Source organism: Paenibacillus sp. FSL F4-0122 (genome assembly GCF_038002845.1).
GTDB classification, from domain to species: domain Bacteria; phylum Bacillota; class Bacilli; order Paenibacillales; family Paenibacillaceae; genus Paenibacillus_AQ; species Paenibacillus_AQ odorifer.
In genome coordinates, this window is record NZ_JBBODI010000001.1 from 4,044,386 (window position 1) to 4,062,810 (window position 18,425).

An 18,425-nucleotide genomic window follows, 5' to 3' on the forward strand; every position below is an offset into this window, starting at 1 on the left:
ATCCGGGTTAAGGATTTTGGGCGATCTCCTCTTTTTAATGAATGTAGACAAGCTTCCGTATCATATATTGGACTATAGGTCGGATTGTACAGGGGTGGTGAGATGAATGAGGATTATCAAGGGTCTGCCAAAAAAATGAAAATCTCTGATTTTCAGACGAAGGATGTTATCAACATTGTAGATGGCAAGCGGCTGGGGCAGATTAGTGATCTGGAGCTTGATTTGCGCCGTGGTGTCATAGATGCCATCGTTATACCCGGATACACTCGGTTTATGGGATTGTTCGGAGGCGGGACAGATCTGATTATTCCATGGCGGAATATAGTCAAGATCGGGTCCGATGTAGTGCTCGTGAAGATTGAAGAGTCACGGATGTCTCCGGGACAGGAAGAGCGGGAAACGATGTATCTGGAGCGGGGAGATCGCAGCGAACGGCGCACTTATTAATTAGGTGCGTTTTTTGTTTTTTTATTTAAGAATTTAGGCGATCTGGCTTAAGCGTCACTTTGTACGGGTATTTACATGTGGTACACTAAGGCGGAGGTGAGGAAATGGAACCGTTTGTGCAGGGGAAAGAAATGCTTATGCTGCTCCATCTGGAGCCGTGGCGAGTGGAGCATAATGAAATTACAGCGGGGTTTACTGGTAGACAGGGAGGGGCTAGCAAGGCGCCCTATGACAGCCTGAATTGTGCGTTTCACGTTGGGGATGCTCCTGAAGCTGTCCTGAGCAATCGGAGAGCGATTGCCGAAGCTCTTGATTTCAAACCGGAAGCATGGACCTGTGGAGAACAAACCCATGGGGCAGAGATAGCTGTGGTAAGGGAAGTAGACCGTGGGCGGGGACAACAGGACAGAGCATCGGCATTTCAAGCCACGGACGGTCTGCTGACGGATGTGCCCGGGGTTTTGTTGACTTCTTTTTATGCGGATTGTGTGCCCCTTTATTTTTATGATCCCGTGCGTAGAGTCGTCGGTCTTGCGCATGCAGGCTGGAAAGGGACGGTGGCTCAGATTGCCGCAGCCATGGTGAATAAGCTGCAAACGGTATACGGCAGCAATCCACATGATATTGTGGCAGCGATCGGTCCATCCATTGGCGACTGCTGTTATGAGGTGGATGATTATGTGATGGAGCATGTTCGCCAGTTGGAGGGCAGCTTGAATGAGGGTATAGAAACTTTCGATGCTGTGGAGCTTTACAGAGCCTCCGAGACTGATCAGAGTAAATACTTGCTAAACTTGAAAGAAATGAATCGACGCATTATGATAAAAGCAGGAATATTGCCGACTCATATCGAATGTACAACATGGTGTACAAGCTGTAATCGTGATTTGTTTTTTTCATATCGCAAAGAAAACGGTATTACAGGCAGAATGACGAGCTGGATCGGAATAAAGGAGAGTTGAAAGTTGTCTTTAACACTGCAGGAGAGAATTGCTGAGGTAGAGGAACGTGTAGCACGTGCCTGCGCGGCAAGCGGCCGGGATCGTAATGACGTCAAGGTAATTGCAGTGACGAAATATGTTTCTCTGGAAATGGTATCCTCCGTATTGGAGGCAGGACTAGAGCATATTGCCGAGAGTCGCTGGCAGGATGCTGAGCACAAATGGAAGGTTTTAGGGGACAAAGGGACATGGCATTTTATCGGGCATTTGCAAACCAATAAGGTTAAAGACGTTATTGGAAAATTTCAATATATACACTCTTTGGACCGGATGTCTCTGGCGCAAGAATTACACAAAAAGGCGCTTGCCGCCGATCAGGAAGTGAATGTGTTTCTTCAAGTGAATATCTCTGGCGAAGATACGAAGTTCGGTCTGTCACCTGAGGCAGTACCTGGATTTTTACGTGAAATCGCTAGTTTGGACCGCGTTAAGGTAATTGGACTTATGACGATGGCACCTTTAGAAGGTGATCCAGAGCTTACCCGTCCTGTATTTCGCGGACTTCGTGAGCTGCGCGATGAGCTTAATCAACTTGCTTTGACACCTGAGCCGATTACGGAGCTGTCCATGGGAATGTCGAATGATTTTGAAGTGGCGATACAGGAAGGAGCTACCTGGGTACGCCTGGGTACGGTGTTAGTAGGCCATTAGGAGGGATCGTGATGAGCGTTATGAACCGATTTATGAGTTTTTTGGGCTTGCAGGAGGAAGAGGAAGTTGTGGAGCGGGAGCAAATCCACGAAGAGGATGAGTATGAGCCGGCCCCTGTAGAAACCCGCAAAAATCAAAGGGGCAACGTTGTCAGTATCCATTCGCAAAAAAATGTCAAGGTTGTATTATATGAACCACGTTCATATGATGAGGCACAGGAGATTGCTGATCATCTCCGTTCGCATCGGACGGTAGTAATTAACCTGCAGCGTGTTCGCAATGATCAAGCAATGAGAATTATTGATTTTCTCAGTGGAACTGTTTATGCCCTTGGGGGAGGAATCTCTAAAATTGGGGGCAATATATTTATGTGCACTCCAGATACTGTTGAAATTCAAGGCTCCATTACAGAAATCCTAGGTGACGATCAAGACTATAACAGAATGAGGTGAATGGGCTTTGCTTCAAATTGATTACATTATCGATATTTTGTTTAATATCTATTTTTACATGATTATTTTCTATGTGCTAATGTCCTGGTTACCCAACGTTCGTGATAACTTCATTGGAGAACTGCTAAGCAAACTCGTAGAGCCGTATTTAACACCTTTCAGACGGTTTATTCCACCGCTCTTCGGTACACTTGATATCTCTCCAATCATTGCATTACTTGTCTTGGAATTCGCAGCAGGCGGACTTAAATCTATCCTGCATTTGATTTTTTAGGCATCTGTGATGAAGAACGAAGTTTACGGGCATTTTCATCCCGATGAACGTCAATTTGTGGACAAGGCCTTCGAATGGGTTACCAATGCTGGAGAATATCATGAGACTAAATTAACTGAATTTCTCGATCCCCGCCAAGGTTTTATTCTGCAAACTTTAGTTAACCGCCATCCTGACGTGATTGTTAAATGGGAGGGTGGACATGCTGAGGCAGAGCGGAAGCGAGCGCTTGTCGCCCCTGATTATCGTGATCTGGATCAGGAAGACATGGAGCTGAAGGTGCTTGCGATAACCTCAGGGGAGCAGAAGTTTCTGGCCTTGGAGCACGGGGACTACATGGGTTCTATTCTGGGGCTGGGCGTTAAACGAGGCAAAATCGGTGATATTCATGTTCTGGACGATGGTTGTCATGTTGTAGTCGCTGCTGATATTGCAGATTATTTAGCTATGAATTTAACTGGAGTGCACCGGATACAGGTAAGTACGGAAGTATTACCCCTTTCCGCCTTGCGTAATAGTGAGGTTAAGCTGGAAGTGATGGATTTGACTGTAGCGTCCCTGCGATTGGATGGCATTGCCGCAGATGTAACACGGCTTAGCCGAAGCAAAATTCTTGCTCCCATCAAGGCTGGACGCGTTCGGGTAAACTGGAAAGTGGAGGAAGACCCATCCTGCAGTCTTAAGGATGGTGACATGGTATCTATTCAAGGCTTCGGTCGCTTCAAGGTGCTAGAGGTCGGCAGTTTGACGAAAAAGGGCCGATACCGTGTTCAGATTGGTAAATTTGTGTGAATCCCTTGCAGGAATACGGTCTTACTTGTCGAAATTGATTATTTCGAGGGAATCAAACATTTTTAAAGCTGGACGCCGATACTTTAAAGAAGAGGCGGACCATAAATGGCAGGCGGAACACAGAAACACCTTCTGCCTTTACTTGAAGTACAGTCTTTCTTCTTTGTCTGCCGCTTAGTTGCGATTTAGAGATAAAGAAGGTCCGAAATTTCTAGGAGGTGCACAGCATGCCATTAACACCGCTCGATATACATAACAAGGAGTTTTCTCGGAGACTTCGCGGTTATGATGAGGACGAGGTCAACGAATTTCTAGATCAAGTGATCAAGGATTACGAAAGCGTCATCCGTGAGAACAAGGAACTGCAGAATCAGCTTTTGTCTATTCAAGAGCGTCTGGATCATTTTGTGAATATTGAAGAAAGTTTATCAAAGACGATCTTAGTCGCTCAGGAAGCGGCGGATGATGTGAAGAACAACTCCAAGAAGGAATCCCAGCTCATTATCAAGGAAGCGGAGAAAAACGCCGATCGGATTATTAACGAAGCGTTATCCAAATCCCGTAAGGTTGCTATTGAGACTGAAGAATTGCGTAAGCAAGCTTCGATCTATCGCACTCGTTTCCGGACATTAGTGGAAGCTCAGCTGGAGCTGTTATCACAGGATGACTGGAATGCCTTAGAGAGTCGTGAGGCGAGCGAGAACGTAGCCTTCAAGGATGATGTTCTTCATCGCATCTAAAGGTTTCAGACGATAATTGGCTAAATAGAGGGAGCTATTCCCTCTATTTTTATTTTCCGATAAAATAGACCATAATAAAGTGAACTCCATGCGCAAGTACGTCCTTAATAGCTAGATTGGGCGAATGGCTGTTGACATTTAGATTCAAAAAGTCTATAAATAGAACATATCTGTATAATGTTTATATGTATTCGATGACGGGACAAGTACGACAAGGTAACGTTCTCCAGAGAGTCGGCGATTGCTGAGAGCCGATTGTTCGAGCCCTGCCGGAAGATCTTCCCCTAGAAGTTAAGCTGAAGCGTTGATCGTGCGTAAGCTTAACCGTCTGCCGGACGTTACACCGGACCTGTGCACAAGATTTACGCGCAGGACTGAGATTGTGCTGAATACACTCCCCTTAAGGATGTGCTCATGCGCAGAATTAGGGTGGTATCGCGAGCGTCGTCTCGCCCCTTTGGGGGTGGGATGACGCTTATTTTGTTGTTCCGGGGCGGCCATCCCCCTAAATCCCCCTTTCTAAGGGGGACCCCAAGGGCTGCCGCCCTCTGGACACCCGCAAAGTAAAGCCTCGTGCAAATAGGTACGGTGGTGGAAACGAACGGACTCATGTGGCTGAACGAGTGGCCCTTCTTAGGCTCCCCTGGCGGGTTCGCCTGCGGGGCCTTAACGGCAAGAGCGGTGCGCGACCAGCTGCGCAAGGTCGCGAAATGGCGCCCCGAGCGATTGCTGCCCTGCGGGAACGCGGCTCGGGAGCCAGGGCAAGAGCGGTGCGCGACCAGCTGCGCAAGGTCGCTCATTGGCGCCCCGAGCAATTGCTGCCCTGCGGGATCGCGGCTCGGGAGCCAGGGCAAGAGCGGTGTGCGACCAGCTGCGCAAGGTCGCTCATTGGCACCCCGAGCGATTGCTGCCCTGCGGGATCGCGGCTCGGGTGCCAGGGTAAGAGCGGTGCGCGACCAGCTGCGCAAGGTCGCGAAATGGCGCCCCGAGCAATTGCTGCCCTAACGGGATCGCGGCTCGGGTGCCCGGAAAGAAGGGGCGGTTGCTGCGCAATGCCGCCGAAGCCCCCGAGCGATTGCTGCCCTACGGGATCGCAGCTCGGGTGCCCGGAAAGAAGGGGCAGCTGCTGCGCAGGATCGCCCAAGGATCGAAAAGAGCTTTATAGACTAATCCATGAAAGGATTGACCATCACATGCAAAAAGTAGATGTCAGAGAAAAGGCGCGGGCAAGAGATGTCCGCATATTGAAGAAATGGAACGAAGAGAATACGTTCCGCAAGTCCATGGAGAACCGTGAGGGACGTCCAAACTATGTATTCTATGAAGGTCCGCCAACAGCAAACGGTGCGCCGCATATCGGACACGTGCTGGGACGGGTAATCAAGGATTTCATCGGTCGTTACCAGACAATGAAAGGTTACCGCGTAGTACGTAAAGCCGGCTGGGATACACACGGTCTGCCAGTAGAACTAGGCGTACAAAAGAAGCTTGGCATCTCCGGTAAACAAGAGATTGAGGAATATGGCGTAGAAAAATTCATCCAGGAATGTAAAGACAGCGTCTTCGGTTATGAGAAGCAATGGCGTGAATTTACAGAAGCAATCGGATACTGGACGGATTTAGATAATCCTTACGTAACCTTGGATAACACCTATATCGAAAGTGTATGGAACATCTTGGCTACAGTGCATGAGAACGGGTTGCTTTACCGCGGACACCGTGTTAGCCCGTATTGCCCGAGCTGCCAGACTACACTAAGCTCACATGAAGTTGCTCAAGGCTACAAAACCGTTAAGGATCTCAGTGCAACTGCGAAGTTCAAGCTGGATGACAGCGGAGACTACGTATTGGCTTGGACGACAACACCTTGGACCTTGCCAGCCCATATGGCGCTAGCTATGAACCCGGACATGGATTATGTACGTGTGCAACAAGAAGATGGTGTGTACATCGTTGCTAAAAACTTGGTCGAAGAAGTAATGAAAGGCGAGCACACAGTCCTTTCTACACATAAAGGTTCCGAGTTTATCGGTAAAACTTACGCACCTCCATTCGGATATATTAAGGCAGAGAAAAGCAATGTTATCGTAGGTGCTTCTTTCGTTACAGATTCCAGTGGTACAGGGATCGTACACATGGCACCAGCACATGGTGAAGATGACTACAAGACTTGCCGTGAGAATGGCATCAGCTTCGTAAATGTGGTTGATAATTCCGGTAAGTATACGGATGTAGTTTCTGATTTTGCGGGACGTTTTGTTAAGGATTGCGATCTGGATATCATTAAGGTTTTGTCTGAAAAAGGATTGCTTTACGGTAAAGAGAAATACGAGCATAGCTATCCGTTCTGCTGGCGTTGTGATACACCACTTTTGTATTACGCAACAGACAGCTGGTTCATCAACACTACAGCGATCAAAGATCAGCTGATTGCTAACAACAACAGTGTGGCTTGGTACCCTGAGCATGTACGTGAAGGTCGTTTCGGGAAGTTCTTGGATGAACTGGTTGACTGGAATATCAGCCGTAACCGTTATTGGGGTACACCCCTCAACGTTTGGGTATGTCAAGAAACGGGCAAAGAGTTTGCACCACACAGCATTGAAGAGCTAAGAGCGATGGCGATTGGTGATGTTCCGGAAGATATCGAGCTGCATAAACCTTTCGTGGATAAGATCAAGCTGCGCAGTCCGTTTAGCGAAGATGCAGAGATGGTTCGTACATCGGAAGTGATCGACGTATGGTTCGACAGTGGTTCAATGCCTTTTGCACAAAGCCATTATCCATTTGAGAACGAGGATAAGCTGAATGATCAGTATCCGGCAGATATGATCTGTGAAGGGATCGACCAGACCCGCGGATGGTTCTACAGCTTGCTTGCAGTATCCACCTTGTTTAAGGGTAAAGCTCCATATAAAGCAGTTATCGCTCACGGTCATATCCTCGATGAGAATGGTCAAAAAATGTCCAAATCCAAAGGCAATGTTATTGATCCTTGGGAAATCATGAACGATTACGGCACGGATGCATTCCGTTGGGCTATTTTGTCCGACAGTGCACCGTGGAATAATAAACGTTTCTCGCGTGGTCTTGTAGGTGAGACAAAATCTAAAGTAGTGGATACGCTGGTGAATACACATGCCTTCTTAACGCTTTATGCGGGCATCGATGGATACGACCCAGCCGATCATCCTTTTAAGGTATCAAAACATAAGTTGGACCGCTGGATCCTGTCCCGTCTGAACAGCTTGATTCTTTTGGTGGATAAAGGACTTGCGGTAAATGACTTCGTAAATACGTCTAGAGCGATTGAGAACTTTGTGGATGAGCTGAGCAACTGGTATATCCGTCGTTCCCGTGACCGCTTCTGGGGTAGTGGTCTAGGTGAAGATAAATTGGATGCTTACCGTACGTTGACTCATGTGCTTTTGGCGACAGCGACTTTGATGGCTCCATTTACACCGATGTTGTCCGAAGATATCTTCACGAACCTTGGCGGCGGAGAAAGTGTGCATTTGGCAGACTACCCGGTTGCTGACGAGAACTTGATCGATAAAGAGCTGGAAGAGGATATGGAAAGTGCAAGACAGATCGTTGAGCTGGCGCGTAACGTACGTAACGAAACAGGCATTAAGAATCGTCAACCGCTGTCCGAGCTGATCGTTTCGATGAACCGTGACTTCCATTTGTCTGAGTATGAAGAGATCATCAAAGACGAGATCAACATCAAGAACATCGTGCTGGAGAACAGTGACAGCGGATTTGTTGATTTCACACTCAAGCTGAATCTTAAGGTTGCCGGTAAAAAATACGGTAAAAACGTAGGCTTCCTGCAAGGCTTTCTGAAAGCTATGGATAGTGACTCTACCCGTAAAGCGGTGCAAGACGGCTCAATCGCGATTGCGACACCTGAAGGTGAAGAGCTTGTAATCACTTCTGAAGAGCTGCTTGTTGAAAAACAAGCCAAAGCAGGTTTCGCCGCAGCTTCCGGATATGGAGTTACGGTTGCGCTCAATACCGAAATCACGCCTGAGCTTGAACAAGAAGGCTGGGTTCGTGAGATCATTCGTGCGGTTCAAGATTACCGTAAACGTCTGGATCTGCCGATCGAGAAACGGATCGCACTCACTTTGAAGTTAGACGATGAGCTAAAAGCAGCTGTTACAGCATTTGACAATGTACTGCGAGACAATGTACTTGTGACTACGGTTGATTTTGATGGAGAACATGCTTTTGAGACGGTAGAAGTCGGTGATAAATCCATCGGTATCCATATCGAAGCATAATTCTGCATTACCTGTCCCAAAACAGCATATACTAGCGGCATAAGTGTAAACGGAGATCTTCCGTTTATGCGGGAAATATAGTCTTTATATTTCGGCGCAAAACTAACGAGTCCCGAGCTTAAGGAGATGAATTCTCTTTGGCCGGGCTCGTTTACTTTGTAGCGAAGGAAAGACATATGAGAGGAGCCGTAGCTGTGGAGGGAAACAAGAGGAGAATCTCCATTAAGACATCCGGCAATAAGAATAACCCAGACAAGGAAAAGGAGAATAAGGCTTTTCCTGAAGTTAATCCTGAGTATCTAACAGCAGATCCACGTAATCCCGAGGATATTCCGCTGGAAGAAAAAATGAATACAATGTACCGATTGACCTTTGAGTGGGCTCATATTTTGGAAAAATCCCGAATTTATCAATATACGGATCTGCTATATTCACCTTGGCGGTTGATTTGGAGAAATATTTTATTTGGAGCAGCTCGGGGAGTTGGGATTGCACTGGGTTTTACTTTTTTTGCAGCAACGATTATTTATATCCTTCAGGGACTAGGCGCGCTCAATCTACCGATCATTGGGGATTATATTGCGGATATTGTGCGGATCGTACAGCGTCAGCTAGAATTCAAATAGCCATCGAAACGTTAAGATTAAAAACAGCGAACCATTCCTTAAAACTGGAACAGTACGCCGTTTAAATGATTTTGTGTATGGGACATCTGTGTTTAGTCTTCCTCGAGAGGATCAAGACTATGGGTTGCCTCGTCACTGTCCAAATAACGCTGGTAGCTCCGTCCCGGCACTACAATCAGATTGTTGCCCGTGATATCAGTGGCGATAAAGTTCTCCCAAGGCTCTACGCAGCCTTCCAGCTCATCGGCTTCAATCTCCATATCATTATAAGAATCAATATTGTTGCCCTCCGCCATGGCGGGAGAATTCGAGGTACCCCAGCTTTCAACAATCTGCCAGGCATCCTCGCCGTCAAAACCGTTTTGATCGTCGCGCTCATCCAGACTGGTGCGTCCAAAAGGTGGAGATAACAGCTCCTCTTCCACTGGACGAGTGAAAGGTGCGTTTTGCCGCGGGTTGTGCTCTTTACAATAAAGTGTGGAAGGGATGGCAGATAAACGTTCAAAAGGGATCGGCTCACCACTAGCCTTGCATATCCCATAAGTGCCATTATCCATAGCGGATAAAGCAGCTTCAATATCGTCCAGCTCATGCTCGTCCCGTTCTAACAGTGAAATGTCCATGGAGCGATTATACAAATCGGTGGCTGCATCTCCTGGATGGTTGTCATTCTCGGAAAGTTCTCCGGAACCATCCCGCATGGATTCATCTAAGCCGTAATGCTCATTATTCTGAAGCCTGCGCTGAATCGTATCCCGATCTTTTTCCAATCGTGCACGTAGCTCTGAGAGCTGCTGTACTGTCAGGTGCGTCATAATGAGAAAGCTCCTTTCTGTACCTTTTATAAGAATCATTCCGACTTGCCGGATAACACCGGATGGTTCTTCTGTTAGGTTGACCGGAGAGCAGGGATTTTACCGCTGGAAAATAGTCCCCAAGATTGAACTTAGCGGATGTCCCGCAATAGACGATTCTTTAAGGGCTGTGCTACAATATACAAGTCTTTAAACAGTATTCGTACCGCATTTAGCGGGAAAAATAAGAACGGAGTGACAACTTCTGTGGTGTACTATTTGATTGCTCTTATTGTATTTTTGGTGGATCAAGGGACAAAGTATCTCATTGCTACACGTCTGGAGATCGGAGAACAGATTTCTGTTATCGGAGATTTTTTCCTGATTACCTCTCATCGCAATCGCGGGGCTGCTTTTGGGATTCTCGAAGGTCAGCAATGGTTCTTCTTTCTAGTTACGGTTGTAGTGGTTAGTGGTATCGTTTGGTATTTGAACAAGACTAGACACTCGCGGAAGCTGTTATCTGTTGCCCTAGGGCTTGTACTGGGTGGAGCTATCGGTAACTTCCTGGACCGGATAATCAATGGTGAGGTTGTTGATTTCCTTCTGTTCAATTTTGGGAGCTATAGCTTCCCGATTTTTAATGTGGCGGATTCTTGTATCGTCATTGGGGTTGGATTGATTCTTCTGGATTCTTTTCGTGACCTTAAAAACGGCGAAGAAATTACAGAAATAAAAGAAGTAAAAGAAGCAAAGGAAGTAAGAGAAGGGAATGAATGATTTGAATAAAGACGTCAATCACCAAGCGGCATCTACGAGCGAAGAAGAGAGGGACGTCACGGAATGGACCGTTTCGGCAGAGAACGCGCGGGAGCGAATCGATAAATATATTACGGAATCATGGGAAGAAGAAATTTCCCGTTCTCAGGTGCAGCTGTGGATCAGCGGCGGTAACGTTACGGTTAATGGCAAGCCAGTGAAAGCCAACTATAAGCTATCGGAAGGCGACGTGGTTAGCGTTGTTGTCCCTGAAGCAGAAGTAACGGATTTGATCGCGGAGAACATTCCTCTTGAAGTTGTATATGAAGACAGCGATGTCATTGTGATTAATAAACCCCGGGGCATGGTTGTGCATCCAGCTGCGGGACATCCGTCAGGCACCTTAGTAAATGCGCTGATGTATCACTGTAAGGATCTGTCCGGCATTAACGGTGAGATTCGTCCAGGCATTGTACATCGGATCGATAAGGATACCTCTGGTCTTATCATGGTGGCTAAGAATGATGCCAGTCATGCCTCACTTGCCGCACAGCTTAAAGAGCATAGTGTTACGCGCCGATATATTGCAGTCGTACACGGCAACTTGTCGCATGATAAGGGCACTGTTGACGCTCCGATTGGCAGAGATCCACATGATCGCAAGCTATACACAGTAACCGAAAAGAACAGCAAAAAATCCGTGACCCATTTTACAGTAATGGAACGCTTCGGAGATTGTACACTGCTGGAGCTGCAGCTGGAGACTGGCCGCACGCATCAGATCAGGGTACATATGAAGTTCATTGGCCATCCACTTGTAGGCGATCCGATATATGGACGCAGCAAGGGCACTACGATGAATGGACAAGCGTTGCATGCGGCGGTGCTCGGATTTATTCATCCTACCACAGGTGAATATAAAGAATTCAGCAGACCTATTCCGGAGGACATGGAAGAAGTCCTGTTCACACTACGCAGCAGATAAGTACAAATGAAGTGATAATTAGTCTATGGTATTGAACACTACTTTACGGCATATTTAAAAACATAAGGATAAAGAAAGGGTAATGCCTTATTCTTTATCCTTATTTTTATAATGAAACGGATATCCGGAAACATACGCCATCCAAGGGACGGCGAAGCCGTTTCTTTTAAAAGTAGAATAGATATTCAGGAGATGAGATGACAGTATGAGTATTGAACAATACCAAGATAGCTTCATTCAGACTAATTTTGCAGACCGCATCGGCGGTGCCAATTATGGCAAAGACACTTCGATTTATAAATTCGAGAAAATCAAACGTGCTAAAGCATCCGCAAAACAGGATTTTCCTAACATTGAACTAATTGATATGGGCGTAGGCGAGCCGGATGAGATGGCGGATGCGGGTATCGTAGCTAAGCTTGCTGAAGAAGCAGCGAAGGAAGAAAACCGCGGATATGCGGACAACGGAATTGCCGAATTCAAGACTGCTGCTGCTGAATATTTGCGGGAAGTTTTCCGGGTGGAAGGAATTGATCCAGAAACGGAAGTAGTTCACTCCATCGGATCGAAGCCTGCGCTGGCTATGTTGCCATCTTGTTTTATCAATCCAGGTGATATCACGATTATGACCGTGCCGGGTTATCCAGTCTTGGGTACACATACTAAATATTTGGGTGGACAAGTATTTACAGTGGAGCTGAAGAAGGAGAATAAATTCCTTCCAGATTTGAACGAAATTCCAGAAGACATTGCTCGTAAAGCTAAGCTTCTTTATCTAAACTATCCAAACAATCCAACGGGCGCTAGTGCCACTCCTGAGTTTTTTGCTGAGGTCGTTGCATGGGCGAAAAAATACGATGTAGTGGTTATCCATGACGCACCTTATGCTGCCTTGACTTATGACGGTTTGAAGCCACTTAGCTTCCTCTCCGTTCCAGGTGCAAAGGATGTGGGTGTAGAGCTGCATTCTCTTTCTAAGTCTTACAATATGACGGGCTGGAGAATTGGTTTTGTGGCTGGTAATCCGCTAGTGGTTAAAGCTTTCAGCGATGTGAAGGATAATAACGATTCCGGCCAATTTATCGCGATTCAAAAAGCAGCGGCTTATGGTCTTGCTCATCCGGAGATTACTGAAGCGATTGCGGATAAATACTCCCGTCGTCACAACCTGCTGGTTGATGCACTGAACAGCCTCGGCTTTAAAGCTGAGAAGCCAAAAGGTTCCTTCTTCCTGTATGTCGCTGCACCTAAGGGAATCAAAGACGGCCGTCGCTTTGAATCCGGTGAAGATTTCTCCCAATTCCTGATTCGTGAGAAGCTGATCTCCACTGTGCCTTGGGATGATGCAGGCCCGTTTGTTCGTTTCTCCGTTACCTTTATTGCTAAAGGTGAAGAGGAAGAGAGACGTGTCATCTCTGAAATTCAAAGACGTCTTAGCGATGTGGAATTTGAATTTTAAGCATTGTTATTGAAATTAATGAGGCTGTCTCAAAAGTAGTGAATTCTACTTTGGGGCAGCTTCTTTTTTATGGAATAGGAAATGTTGTAGATGTTGCTGTGCCTTATGACTATAAGCCGCGTGTCGTGTTCTGTACTATTGGGGTGGGTGGTGGATGAATGGCTGTGTGTGATTTTCGTACAGCTTGCAGTAGATGATTTGTGGTAGCTGTGACGGTGGACTTTGTGCGGTGGACTTGTGTGGCGGACTTGTGTGGTGGACTTGTGTGGTGAGCTATATGCGTTCTGTGTTTGTGCGAAGTAAAGAGTGGGTTATAAACTAATTAGGGAAAAACTCCCTGAAATTAGCCGATATTCGCTCTGAATTTACGAAACCAGGGAAAAACTCCCTAATAATCAGGGGGTTTTCTATATTAATCACTGAATCGGCCAACAATTAGGGAAGTTTTCCCTAATTACAAGTCTGATGAACAGAAATCACTGACTTTCAGGGAGAAATTCCCTAATTACTATATAAGAACCTCACCAATTGCATCATTTTCAGCATTACTAGGTGCGCCTCTTGAACCATTTGGACATCAAGTAGTGTTAAGAACATAAACGAGGTTGTCCCAAAAGCCATGAAACGGCTATTTGGGTTCAGCCTCGTTTTTTATGCAGATATACTGAGTACCGCTTTCCCCTTGTTGTTAATAGAAGTAAGGAAGAGAAGTGCAAAAGTTTAGGCAGAGAAAGTTGACATGAGGGGGTTGTTCTGTCATAATTCTTGTTAAATGAATAGCGCCTTTAATTCAGTCCTGTGAGGCTGGCAAGGTAACGTGAATCGAGGTTCGCGACTCTTAGAAAGGTATCCGTGTGTAAATACGGAACTGTCTTTTTATGCGCGCGGCCGTCATCTTCCTCATCTGCGGATTTCACTCCTTGCCTGTTATAGGCAAGGAGTTTTTTGATTTCCGGGAACTTGAATAGGCGAACAAGCTGGAGGGTGACAAGATTATGGTTACTGAGAAAAATGTCATTATGGATGAAACGGCGATCCGCCGGGCCTTATCGCGTATTGCTCATGAGATTTTGGAGAAGAACAAAGGTATCGAAAATTGTCTGCTGGTCGGCATTCGGACACGAGGTGTGTATCTGGCACAGCGTATCGCTGAGCGCATCAAGGAGATTGAAGGCGTCGAGATTCCATACGGTGAGCTGGATATCACACATTACCGGGATGACCGTGAAGTGGAAGGCAGTGAAGCAGTAGTGAAGAGTAACGTCGTTATTACTTCAGGAAGTGCTGGCATCCATGATCAGAAAGTCATTTTGTTCGATGATGTACTTTACACCGGACGCACCATCCGCGCGGCGATGGACGCTTTGATGGATTGCGGACGCCCACGAATGATTCAACTGGCAGTACTGGCTGACCGCGGACACCGCGAGCTGCCGATCCGGCCGGACTACATCGGTAAGAATGTACCTACCTCAAAGCACGAGCAGATTGAAGTGGCGCTGAAGGAATACGACGGCAAAGATGAGGTCTACATTATTTCAAACCGGGAGGAACGATAACATCATGACACTTACCAAGGTAAAGGAACGTAGTCTGCTGGGAATCAAAGAGCTTGACCGGTCGGAAATTATCCAACTGCTTGACAGAACAGCATTTTGGGACAATCAAAGTGAAAAGCTAACGCCCATCTTGAACTCCCATTTTATTTCTAACATGTTTTTTGAGAACAGCACACGCACACGCTTCTCTTTCGAGATGGCAGAGAAACGACTAGGTGCGCAAGTACTTAATTTTACGGCTGCAGCTTCTAGTGTAGAAAAAGGGGAGTCGATCTACGATACAGTGCGCACACTGGAATCGATGGGGATCGATGCCGGAGTTGTGCGTTTGAAGCCTGCAGGTGTGCTGCAGCAGTTAGCTGAGAAGGTGTCCATACCGCTTATCAATGCGGGCGACGGCAACAATGAACATCCAACGCAGGCGCTGCTTGATTTATACACCATGACCAAAACCTTTGGGGAACTAAAGGGCCTGACAGTCTCCATCATTGGGGACATTATGCATAGCCGCGTAGCGCGCTCTAATCTCTGGGGGCTTACGAAAATGGGAGCGAAGGTGCAGTTCTGCGCACCGGATAATATGAAGGCTCCTGAGCTTATGGAGTATGCGCCTTACGTAACTATGGAAGAAGCTCTTAAAGCGGATGTAGTAATGATGCTTCGAGTACAGCTTGAGCGCCATACTTCCGGCATTAAGCTGTCTGCTGAAGATTACCGTAGCCACTATGGTCTAACAGAAGAGCGGGCAGCTAAGCTCGCCAAAGACACAATCATTATGCATCCAGCTCCGGTTAACCGGAATCTAGAGATTGATGATGCAGTAGTAGAGTGCAGTCAATCGCGGATTTTCCCGCAAATGTCTAATGGCGTACCGGTTCGGATGGCGGTTCTCGAAAGAGCTTTACTATAAGCTTACAGAATGCTAACGTATAGAGACTAATAAATATACACAAAGATGAATTTTTATTATATAATAACGAGAGGGCCCGCAGCTGTGATCTGAGGGTAAAGGTAGAATCATGACAGTGATTATTAGAAACGCCAGCGTATTGAATAAGGAAGGCTTGCTTGAGCGCAAACACATCGAACTACAGGATGGTGTAATCTCGGCTATAATCGACGGAAATGAAGCTATCGGAGAAGCCACGGAGATCATTGATGCTGAAGGTAAGCTGCTTATTCCGGGACTCATTGATATGCATGTGCACTTGCGTGAACCGGGATTTGAACACAAGGAAACAGTGGAAACCGGAAGTCGCTCAGCTGCTAAAGGCGGATTTACAACCATTGCATGTATGCCAAATACTCGTCCGGTGACAGATAGCCCGGAGATCGTGCAATTTGTGAAAGACAAGGCGCGTGAAGCAGGACTAGTTAAAGTGCTTCCTTATGCAGCCATTACGAAAAATGAGCTCGGACGTGAGTTGACGGATTTTGCGGCGCTCAAAGAAGCTGGAGCTATTGGTTATACAGACGACGGTGTGGGCGTACAAAGTGCTCAAATGATGAAAGATGCAATGAACATCGCAGCATCGCTCGATATGCCAGTCATTGCTCACTGCGAAGATAACTCGCTGGTTGAGGGCTGCTGTGTAGCTGAAGGTGAGTTCGCTAAGAAGCATGGCCTCAAAGGAATTCCGAATGAGTCAGAGGCGATCCATGTTGGACGCGATATTTTGCTGGCAGAAGCGACAGGCGTTCATTACCATGTATGCCATGTCAGTACTGAACAGTCGGTGCGGCTGATTCGCCAAGCAAAAGAGATCGGCATTAAAGTAACTGCTGAGGTATGTCCGCATCACTTGCTTCTTGCTGAAGACGATATTCCAGGCCTTGACGCCAATTGGAAAATGAACCCGCCGCTGCGCTCCCGCCGCGATGTTGAGGCGTGTATCGAAGGGTTGCTTGATGGCACACTAGATATGATTGTTACAGATCATGCGCCACATAGTGAGGAAGAGAAAGCGAAAGGAATGCAGCTGGCACCTTTTGGTATCGTTGGATTCGAGACAGCTTTCCCACTCTTATACACGGCGTTTGTAGAAACCGGAAAATGGGATTTATCCTTACTAGTACAAAGAATGACTGCCGATCCTGCACGGGTATTCAGATTGAACACCGGGGTTATGGAGATCGGAGCTCCTGCAGATTTGACACTCATCGATCTGGAGCAGGAAAAAGAAGTAGACCCAGGTTCCTTCGCAAGCAAAGGACGCAACACACCTTTTGGCGGCTGGAAGCTTAAGGGTTGGCCAGTAAAAACTTGGGTGGACGGCAAAGCCGTATGGACTGAGAAAAACTAGCGGACTGGTGAGGCGAAATTGCTGATCTTTACAGATCAGCAATTTGAGCGCGTACACTCCGGAAGGCATGCAAGGCATACGTATCAGACTACAGAACATGAAGGAGTGGAAGGGAATGCAGGCGAGATTGCTGCTTCAAGACGGAACTTTATTTACAGGTACCGCATTTGGCGCTGAAGGTGAAAAGACAGGCGAGGTTGTTTTTAACACAGGAATTACAGGATATCAAGAGGTGCTGTCTGACCCTTCATATTGCGGACAAATCGTTACCATGACGTACCCATTGATCGGGAACTACGGGATTACGCGGGATGATTTCGAATCTGTTCGACCTTTCGTACACGGTTTTGTAGTGCGTCGTCATGAAGAAGTTCCAAGTAACTGGCGCGCAGAATACAGTGTGGACGACCTGCTGAAAGAATACGATATTCCTGGAATCAGCGAGATTGATACCCGGATGTTGACGCGGATTATTCGCCACTACGGAACAATGAAGGCGATCCTGACTACCTCTAACAAACGGGTAGAGGAATTGATGGAAATGATGGGCGACACTTCAATTGAAGAACTGCGCAATCAGGTAGCACGCACATCTACTCCAAGCATGTACAATAGCCCAGGAACTAAAGAACGCATCGTGCTGGTAGATTACGGAGCGAAGGCTGGTATCTTACGCGAGTTGAACAATCGCGGTTGTGATGTTGTAGTTGTACCTCATGACGTAACTGCTGATGAGATTCGTCGCCTCAATCCAGATGGTATCCAGCTGTCCAACGGCCCTGGGGACCCGAAAGACGTTCCACACGCAGTGAAGACGATCTCAGAATTGCTTGGCGAATACCCAATCTTCGGTATCTGCTTAGGTCACCAGCTGTTTGCACTGGCTTGTGGCGCGGATACAGAGAAGCTGAAATTCGGACACCGTGGCGGTAACCATCCGGTTAAAGAATTGGAGAGCGGACGTTGCTTCATTACTTCTCAGAACCATGGCTACACAGTGAATGAAGACTCTGTGAAGAGCACGGATCTAGAGGTTACTCACATTAATAATAATGATAAGACCGTTGAAGGACTTAAACATACCCGTTATCCTGCGTTTTCAGTACAGTACCATCCAGAAGCAGCACCGGGACCTCATGACAGCAGCTACTTATTCGATCGTTTCTTACAGATGATCGCTGATCATAAAGCTAACACACCTGTAAGCTCGCGCCAGGCGCAGCTTGCGGCAAACGCCAGAATCACGGCGCCAAAACCTACAGTAAAACAGCTTGAAGCCGTGAAAGGAGCTCTATAA

The 18,425-nt window shown here is 46.9% G+C and carries 17 protein-coding genes and 1 other annotated feature; of the genes, 16 read left to right on the forward strand and 1 reads right to left on the reverse strand.

Annotated features, from left to right (window positions below; genetic code table 11):
* Positions 1 to 102: 102 nt before the first annotated feature.
* From MHH49_RS17425 to MHH49_RS17465, 9 genes are all read left to right on the forward strand, one after another.
* Positions 103 to 447 carry a YlmC/YmxH family sporulation protein gene (locus MHH49_RS17425; protein ID WP_036683628.1) on the forward strand — a complete coding sequence of 115 codons (345 nt, stop codon included), beginning with the start codon at positions 103 to 105 and terminating at the stop codon, positions 445 to 447.
* A 104-nt stretch (positions 448 to 551) separates the two neighbouring features.
* Positions 552 to 1,409, forward strand: a complete 858-nt coding sequence (pgeF, locus tag MHH49_RS17430; protein ID WP_341138298.1) for a peptidoglycan editing factor PgeF — start codon at positions 552 to 554, stop codon at positions 1,407 to 1,409.
* 3 nt (positions 1,410 to 1,412) lie between these two features.
* The gene (locus MHH49_RS17435) at positions 1,413 to 2,099 is read left to right on the forward strand and encodes a YggS family pyridoxal phosphate-dependent enzyme (RefSeq protein WP_038572851.1); all 687 of its coding nucleotides are present in this window, start codon (positions 1,413 to 1,415) and stop codon (positions 2,097 to 2,099) included.
* Between the two features lie 11 nt (positions 2,100 to 2,110).
* A complete protein-coding gene (locus tag MHH49_RS17440; RefSeq protein ID WP_036683619.1) occupies positions 2,111 to 2,551 on the forward strand; it encodes a cell division protein SepF in 441 nt (146 codons plus the stop codon).
* Positions 2,552 to 2,558: 7 nt separating this feature from the next.
* Entirely contained in the window at positions 2,559 to 2,825 is a 267-nt protein-coding gene (locus tag MHH49_RS17445) for a YggT family protein (RefSeq protein ID WP_036683616.1), read from the forward strand.
* A gap of 9 nt (positions 2,826 to 2,834) precedes the next feature.
* The gene (locus MHH49_RS17450) at positions 2,835 to 3,617 is read left to right on the forward strand and encodes a YlmH family RNA-binding protein (RefSeq protein ID WP_038572849.1); all 783 of its coding nucleotides are present in this window, start codon (positions 2,835 to 2,837) and stop codon (positions 3,615 to 3,617) included.
* Between the two features lie 227 nt (positions 3,618 to 3,844).
* A complete protein-coding gene (locus MHH49_RS17455; protein WP_051491297.1) occupies positions 3,845 to 4,357 on the forward strand; it encodes a DivIVA domain-containing protein in 513 nt (170 codons plus the stop codon).
* 185 nt (positions 4,358 to 4,542) lie between these two features.
* Positions 4,543 to 4,817, forward strand: a binding site (T-box leader).
* A 733-nt stretch (positions 4,818 to 5,550) separates the two neighbouring features.
* Entirely contained in the window at positions 5,551 to 8,643 is a 3,093-nt protein-coding gene (gene ileS / locus MHH49_RS17460) for an isoleucine--tRNA ligase (protein ID WP_341138299.1), read from the forward strand.
* 335 nt (positions 8,644 to 8,978) lie between these two features.
* Complete coding sequence (locus MHH49_RS17465) at positions 8,979 to 9,269, forward strand: DUF5665 domain-containing protein (protein ID WP_282579970.1); 291 nt, start codon at positions 8,979 to 8,981, stop codon at positions 9,267 to 9,269.
* A 92-nt stretch (positions 9,270 to 9,361) separates the two neighbouring features.
* Here the strand turns inward: MHH49_RS17465 and MHH49_RS17470 are convergent, their stop codons facing one another.
* Positions 9,362 to 10,084 (reverse strand): TraR/DksA C4-type zinc finger protein, encoded by a 723-nt coding sequence (locus tag MHH49_RS17470; RefSeq protein WP_036683605.1) that lies wholly within the window; start codon positions 10,082 to 10,084, stop codon positions 9,362 to 9,364.
* A gap of 246 nt (positions 10,085 to 10,330) precedes the next feature.
* On the opposite strand from MHH49_RS17470, the gene lspA reads away from it, so the two are divergent.
* The 7 genes from lspA (at position 10,331) to carA (ending at position 18,425) form a co-directional block, all read left to right on the forward strand.
* On the forward strand, positions 10,331 to 10,843 hold the full coding sequence (gene lspA, locus MHH49_RS17475) for a signal peptidase II (RefSeq protein WP_036683603.1): 513 nt from the start codon (positions 10,331 to 10,333) through the stop codon (positions 10,841 to 10,843).
* Complete coding sequence (locus MHH49_RS17480; protein ID WP_038572843.1) at positions 10,836 to 11,807, forward strand: RluA family pseudouridine synthase; 972 nt, start codon at positions 10,836 to 10,838, stop codon at positions 11,805 to 11,807. The genes lspA and MHH49_RS17480 overlap by 8 nt, the downstream gene beginning before the upstream one ends.
* A gap of 205 nt (positions 11,808 to 12,012) precedes the next feature.
* The gene (locus MHH49_RS17485; RefSeq protein WP_076141842.1) at positions 12,013 to 13,266 is read left to right on the forward strand and encodes an LL-diaminopimelate aminotransferase; all 1,254 of its coding nucleotides are present in this window, start codon (positions 12,013 to 12,015) and stop codon (positions 13,264 to 13,266) included.
* Positions 13,267 to 14,261: 995 nt separating this feature from the next.
* Positions 14,262 to 14,825 (forward strand): bifunctional pyr operon transcriptional regulator/uracil phosphoribosyltransferase PyrR, encoded by a 564-nt coding sequence (pyrR, locus tag MHH49_RS17490; RefSeq protein ID WP_036683379.1) that lies wholly within the window; start codon positions 14,262 to 14,264, stop codon positions 14,823 to 14,825.
* 4 nt (positions 14,826 to 14,829) lie between these two features.
* The gene (locus MHH49_RS17495; RefSeq protein ID WP_036683376.1) at positions 14,830 to 15,735 is read left to right on the forward strand and encodes an aspartate carbamoyltransferase catalytic subunit; all 906 of its coding nucleotides are present in this window, start codon (positions 14,830 to 14,832) and stop codon (positions 15,733 to 15,735) included.
* A 109-nt stretch (positions 15,736 to 15,844) separates the two neighbouring features.
* A complete protein-coding gene (locus MHH49_RS17500; RefSeq protein WP_038572839.1) occupies positions 15,845 to 17,128 on the forward strand; it encodes a dihydroorotase in 1,284 nt (427 codons plus the stop codon).
* Between the two features lie 115 nt (positions 17,129 to 17,243).
* Complete coding sequence (gene carA, locus MHH49_RS17505; protein WP_051491286.1) at positions 17,244 to 18,425, forward strand: glutamine-hydrolyzing carbamoyl-phosphate synthase small subunit; 1,182 nt, start codon at positions 17,244 to 17,246, stop codon at positions 18,423 to 18,425.

Coding starts and splice junctions, on each gene's coding strand:
- MHH49_RS17485 (WP_076141842.1), top strand. CDS start 12,013: ATGAGTATTGAACAATACCAAGATAGCTTCATTCAGACTAATTTTGCA.
- MHH49_RS17425 (WP_036683628.1), top strand. CDS start 103: ATGAATGAGGATTATCAAGGGTCTGCCAAAAAAATGAAAATCTCTGAT.
- MHH49_RS17450 (WP_038572849.1), top strand. CDS start 2,835: ATGAAGAACGAAGTTTACGGGCATTTTCATCCCGATGAACGTCAATTT.
- MHH49_RS17440 (WP_036683619.1), top strand. CDS start 2,111: ATGAGCGTTATGAACCGATTTATGAGTTTTTTGGGCTTGCAGGAGGAA.
- MHH49_RS17500 (WP_038572839.1), top strand. CDS start 15,845: ATGACAGTGATTATTAGAAACGCCAGCGTATTGAATAAGGAAGGCTTG.
- pgeF (WP_341138298.1), top strand. CDS start 552: ATGGAACCGTTTGTGCAGGGGAAAGAAATGCTTATGCTGCTCCATCTG.
- pyrR (WP_036683379.1), top strand. CDS start 14,262: ATGGTTACTGAGAAAAATGTCATTATGGATGAAACGGCGATCCGCCGG.
- carA (WP_051491286.1), top strand. CDS start 17,244: ATGCAGGCGAGATTGCTGCTTCAAGACGGAACTTTATTTACAGGTACC.
- MHH49_RS17455 (WP_051491297.1), top strand. CDS start 3,845: ATGCCATTAACACCGCTCGATATACATAACAAGGAGTTTTCTCGGAGA.
- MHH49_RS17470 (WP_036683605.1), bottom strand. CDS start 10,084: ATGACGCACCTGACAGTACAGCAGCTCTCAGAGCTACGTGCACGATTG.
- MHH49_RS17495 (WP_036683376.1), top strand. CDS start 14,830: ATGACACTTACCAAGGTAAAGGAACGTAGTCTGCTGGGAATCAAAGAG.
- ileS (WP_341138299.1), top strand. CDS start 5,551: ATGCAAAAAGTAGATGTCAGAGAAAAGGCGCGGGCAAGAGATGTCCGC.
- MHH49_RS17480 (WP_038572843.1), top strand. CDS start 10,836: ATGAATGATTTGAATAAAGACGTCAATCACCAAGCGGCATCTACGAGC.